Here is a 4,854-nt window from a genome sequence, read left to right on the forward strand (position 1 = left end):
CCCCCGCGGGCCGGGGCGGGGGCGGCCGGCCGCCCCCTCCCCCCGCCCGCCCGCGCGGCACACCCCGCGCCCCCCCCCCCCCGCACCCGGCGTGGGGGGGGGGCCCGGACTCGTTCGTATCGGCGCTACAGGCGGGCGCCCTTTTCGAGGTTGCACTGGCGGCAGAGCGATTGGAGGTTGTTGACGCTGGTGGCGCCGCCGCGGCTGAGCGGGATGATGTGGTCGAACTCCAGATAGTTCGCGGCGCCGCACTGGCCGCACTTGCCGCCGTCGCGTTGGAAGACCTCGGCGCGGACGTGTTGCGGGATGGCGCGGGTGTCGCCTTGGCCGGGCGCGAGGACGAGGCGTTCGGCGACGCGACGGGAAAGGGACTCCGGTCATCGGGTCGGGGATCTCGCAGGCCGTCCTACGGTGGGACCAGGTTCTCTTTTTGTCCCCGACCTGGTCATTTGTGGCCGATTTCGATTGATCCACTTCTACTACAGCTCGTAGTGTTCGGCTCATGTGGATCATCGCCGTCGTCGCCCTCGTCAGCTGCCTGACCATCACGGTCGGCTTCGCCATCGGAATCCCGGAGTGATCGGGGTCGGGTAGCCGGACCGGGATCGGCAGCCGCGTCGAGGGTCGTTTACGCGTCGCGGGGTCGGCGCCGCGTACGGCCCGCGCGACCACGGTCCCCGCGGGACGGCTTCCTCGCCTGTTCAGCGGGTGACCGCGGCAGGTCCGGCGCGGAACTCCGATCCGGTCCGGGAGCTCCGGTGACGCGCGGCCGCCCTGGCCGATGTGCGCGATCCGTTGAGCGAGTTCGCTTGTGGCTCATAGCGTTGGAAGGATGTGGAGCATCGGAGTTCTGGCCCTCGTGAGTTGTGTCGTCATCGCACTCGGGTTCGCCGTCGGGCTGCCGCGGGACTGACGGCACACCGCCGACCGAGCCGAATCACGCTGTGCCGCGGCGCTTTCTGTGCCGCAGCGCTTTCTGTGCCGCGGCGCTTTCTGTGACGCAGCGCTTTCTGTGACGCAGCGCTTTCTGTGCCGCAGCGCTTTCTGTCGTGCGGACGGCGGACACGCGCGGCCGGTTCGGTGCCGGTGCGCGTAACGGGCGCAGCGGCACCCGGTGGAGCCACCCGGTCCACTGCCCGGCCTGATCGGCGATGCTCGCGCGGCCGCGTCGGTCTCCTGCGCGCGCGGCCGCCCGAACCTCCCCGGCCCGCAGCTCGGTGCGGTATGAACGAGTCGACTGGGCGATCGGACGGGATGTGGAGATGACAGCGGAGACGACGGGCGCACGGGTGCTCGAGGCGGTCGACGACGTGGTGGCCGAGCGGCTGGCGGCGGCGCTGCGGTGCGCGACCGTCTCAGCGGGTGAAGACGGTGTGCCCGAGGATGCCGTCGACGGAGCCGAGGCGGAGTTCGTCCGGCTGGCCGAGCACCTCGAGGCCTCCTTTCCGCGGGTGCACGCCGAACTGGAACTGCTGACCTTCGGCCACAGCAGGCTCTATCGCTGGCCGGGGGTGGAGCCGGAGCGGGTGTCGGCGATCCTGCTCGCCCATCAGGACGTGGTGCCCGCGGCGGGCGAGGGGTGGACGCATCCGCCGTTCGCGGGCGTGGTGGACGAGGAGTTCGTCTGGGGGCGCGGGGCGATCGACGACAAGAGCAGGATGGTCGCGCTGCTGGAGGCCGTTGAGGCCGCGCTGACGGCGGGCATCCGCCCCAGGCACACGATCTACCTGGCGTTCGGTCACGACGAGGAGGTGTTCGGGGACGCGGGGGCGGTGCGGATGGCCGAGCACCTGCGGGCGGCGGGGGTGCTGGCCGATCTGCTGCTCGACGAGGGCGGGGTGATCACCCAGGGCGTGGCCGACGGAGTGGATGTGCCGGTGGCCTCGATCATGGTGGGCGAGAAGGGTTATGCCACCGTGCGGCTGTCGGTGCGTGAGGTGGGCGGGCATTCCTCGATGCCGGGCAGGCAGACCGCGGTGGGGCGGCTGGCGCGGGCGGTGGCGCGGGTGCAGGACCGGCCGATGCCGCTGCGGGTGCCCCCGGTCACCGCCGACATGCTGGCCCGGTTGCGGGCGGTGATGCCGCCGGCGCGGCGAGCGCTGCTGCGCTTCGCGGGGGCGGCGGCTCCGCTGGCGGCGCGGGTGATGGCGGGGCGGCCGCAGACCGAGGCGCTGGTGCGCACCACCACCGCGCCCACCGTGATCCGCGGCGGGGTGAAGGCCAATGTGCTGCCCCAGCACGCCGAGGCGATGATCAACTTCCGCATCCTGCCAGGGGATTCGGTGGACGGGGTGCTCGAGCACTGCCGTCGGGTGATCGGCGATCCCGGGGTGAGCGTCGAGCTGGTCGGCATGGCCTCGGAGCCCTCGCGGGCGGCGGCGCCCGGTCCGGCCTTCGAGCTGGTGGCGCGGCTGGCGCGCGAGGTGGTGCCCGGCGTGGCGGCCACCAGCGGCCTGGTGCCCGGCGCGACGGATTCCCGGCACTACGACGGCCTCGCGCGCACGCGCTGCAACTTCGCGCCGGTGGTGCTGACCGAGGCCGACCTGGCCACCATCCACGGAACCGATGAGCGGATCTCGCGACTGAACTACGCTCGCCTCATCGAGTTCGACCGGCGGCTGATCCAGGAGCTCGCGGCCGGTCCGATCGGAGAGGAACTGCGGTGAGCCGGACGAAGGAAGACGCGTTCGAGGGCAGGGGCGGCCGGATCTTCTGGCGCGCCTGGCTTCCCGATGGGTCGGCGCGCGCGGTGGTCGTGCTCGTGCACGGCGTCGCCGAGCACTCGGGCCGCTACGCCCACGTGGGCGAGGCGCTGGCGGGCACCGGGTACGCGGTGTACGCGCTGGACCACATCGGGCACGGCCGCTCCGGCGGGCACCGGGCCAACCTCGACTCCGTCGACGGCGCGGCCGACAATGTCGAGCAGCTGCGCTCGATCGCCGAGCAGCAGCACCCCGGCGCGCCGGTCTTCCTGCTAGGCCACTCGATGGGCAGCCTGATCGTGCTGTACCTGGCGACCCGCGCGCCGATCGAGGTGGCCGGGCTCGTGCTGTCGGCGCCGCCGCTGGACATCCCGGTGGGCAACCCGTTGCAGCGGGTGTTCGCGCCGGTGCTGAGCAAGCTCACCCCGAACCTGGGCGTGCTGCAGCTCGACTCCTCGACCATCAGCCGCGACCCGGCCGTGGTGGCCGCCTACGACAACGATCCGCTGGTGTTCCGCGGCAAGCTCCCGGCCCGCACGGGCGCGGAGATCCTGGCCACCACCGAGACGGTGAAGGGCAGGCTGGCCGCGCTCACCGTGCCGACGCTGGTGCTGCACGGCACCGCCGACGCCCTGGCCGCGCCGTCGAGCTCGGACATGCTAGAGCGTGGCGCGGGCGCGAAGGATCTCACCGTGATCCGCTACGACGGCCTCTACCACGAGGTCTTCAACGAGCCCGAACGCGACACCGTGCTGGCCGACGTGCAGCGCTGGCTCCAGACGCATCTGCCCGCCCAGTAAGCTGCCCGCATGGCTTCCACATCCGACGCCTCGATCGCGTTCGTCCGCGCGTCCTGGCACAGCGGCATCGTCGGCAAGGCGTTGGAGGGTTTCACCGCCGAAGCGGGCCGGTTGGGCTTCGACACCGAGCGCGTCGACGTGTTCGAGGTGCCCGGCGCCTTCGAGATCCCGCTGCACGCCCAGCGCCTGGCCCGCACCGGTCGCTACGCGGCGATCGTCGGCGCGGCCCTGGTCGTCGACGGCGGCATCTACCGGCACGATTTCGTGGCGGGCGCGGTGGTGGACGGGTTGATGCGGGTGCAGCTGGACACCGACGTCCCGGTGTTCTCGGTGGTGCTCACCCCGCACCACTTCCACGAGCACAGCGAGCACGTGGACTACTTCACCGAGCACTTCGTGAAGAAGGGCGCGGAGGCGGCGCGGGCGGTGGCGGGCACGCTCGCTTCCCTGAGCACGCTGCCCACCGCCTGATCCACCGCCCCCCGTCGCCGGCGGAGGCCTGGTCAGGCCAGGTGCAGCACGGCGAAGACCGCGCGATGGTCGGAGCCGGGGATGTCGACGCTCTCCGCGTGCCCGGCCCCGCCGTCGGCGACCAGCACGTGGTCGATGCCGATGACCGGCCCCCAGGGTCGATCGTTCGGCCAGGTCGGCATCGGACCCGCGCCCGCCAGTTCGGCGGCGGAGTCCCATCGTCCGGCCAGCAGGTCGCGGAACAGGGCGTGATCGCGGGTGGCGTTGAAGTCGGCGCCGACCACGGCAGGCCCGGTCTGCGCGTCGAGGATCTCCCGGACCCGGCGCATCTCGGCGCTCCACACCGGGAAGTTCGCCGTCGGCGGCACCGGGTGGAAATCGTAGATCGTGATCGGGCCCCGCTGCGGGTGCTCCATGACGGCGGCCAGGTTGTTCAGCTCGAAGCCGTCGAACCGCACGGTGTCGCGCAACGGGTAGCGACTGTAGATGCCGGTGCCGCCGCCCCCGTACCTGGGCTCGAGATAGTGATAGGGCAGTTCGGCGGCCAGCGCTGCCGTCAGCCGGGGCTCGATCTCCTCGGTCAGTTCCTGCACGGTGAGCACGTCGACGCGACGGGCATCGACGTGCTGGGCCACCGCGATCACGTCGGCCTCGCCGAAGAGCAGATTCGATTGCATGACGCGGATTTCCGTGCCACCGGCGGCGTGGCCGTCGGGCACGAAGATCGGCAACTGAGTCCAGGCCACCGCGACCGTCACGACAGCGGCCACCACGGCGCTGCGCCAGCCGCGCGCGATCAGGAACAGCAGCAGCGCCACCACCGCGGCGAGCATGAGATAGGACGCCCCCGAGGCGGCGAGAGACAGGATCTCCGACCGCCA

The 4,854-nt window shown here is 72.0% G+C and carries 5 protein-coding genes; 3 read left to right on the forward strand and 2 right to left on the reverse strand.

Features of this window, described 5'->3' with window-relative positions; translation table 11 throughout:
- Positions 1 to 125 precede the first annotated feature (125 nt).
- On the reverse strand, positions 126 to 308 hold the full coding sequence (locus QH283_RS26585; RefSeq protein WP_280505678.1) for an HNH endonuclease: 183 nt from the start codon (positions 306 to 308) through the stop codon (positions 126 to 128).
- Positions 309 to 1,262: 954 nt separating this feature from the next.
- Here QH283_RS26585 and QH283_RS26590 point away from each other — a divergent pair.
- From QH283_RS26590 to QH283_RS26600, 3 genes are read left to right on the forward strand one after another with little or no spacing between them, the layout of a single operon-like run.
- Positions 1,263 to 2,666: a M20/M25/M40 family metallo-hydrolase gene (locus QH283_RS26590; RefSeq protein ID WP_280505674.1), complete on the forward strand. Its 1,404-nt coding sequence runs from the start codon at positions 1,263 to 1,265 to the stop codon at positions 2,664 to 2,666.
- Positions 2,663 to 3,502 (forward strand): alpha/beta hydrolase, encoded by an 840-nt coding sequence (locus QH283_RS26595; protein WP_280505675.1) that lies wholly within the window; start codon positions 2,663 to 2,665, stop codon positions 3,500 to 3,502. Before QH283_RS26590 ends, QH283_RS26595 begins: the two co-directional genes overlap by 4 nt.
- A gap of 9 nt (positions 3,503 to 3,511) precedes the next feature.
- Positions 3,512 to 3,973: a 6,7-dimethyl-8-ribityllumazine synthase gene (locus QH283_RS26600; protein ID WP_280505676.1), complete on the forward strand. Its 462-nt coding sequence runs from the start codon at positions 3,512 to 3,514 to the stop codon at positions 3,971 to 3,973.
- A 32-nt stretch (positions 3,974 to 4,005) separates the two neighbouring features.
- Here the strand turns inward: QH283_RS26600 and QH283_RS26605 are convergent.
- Positions 4,006 to 4,854, reverse strand: an 849-nt coding sequence (locus QH283_RS26605; protein WP_280505677.1) for an endonuclease/exonuclease/phosphatase family protein, incomplete at its 5' end; no start/stop codon positions are given.

Source organism: Nocardia farcinica (assembly GCF_029867845.1).
In the GTDB taxonomy this organism is placed as follows: domain Bacteria; phylum Actinomycetota; class Actinomycetes; order Mycobacteriales; family Mycobacteriaceae; genus Nocardia; species Nocardia farcinica_A.

Excerpts from the sequence above, each read along its gene's own strand:
- QH283_RS26590 (WP_280505674.1), top strand. The coding sequence starts at position 1,263 with ATGACAGCGGAGACGACGGGCGCACGGGTGCTCGAGGCGGTCGACGAC.
- QH283_RS26600 (WP_280505676.1), top strand. The coding sequence starts at position 3,512 with ATGGCTTCCACATCCGACGCCTCGATCGCGTTCGTCCGCGCGTCCTGG.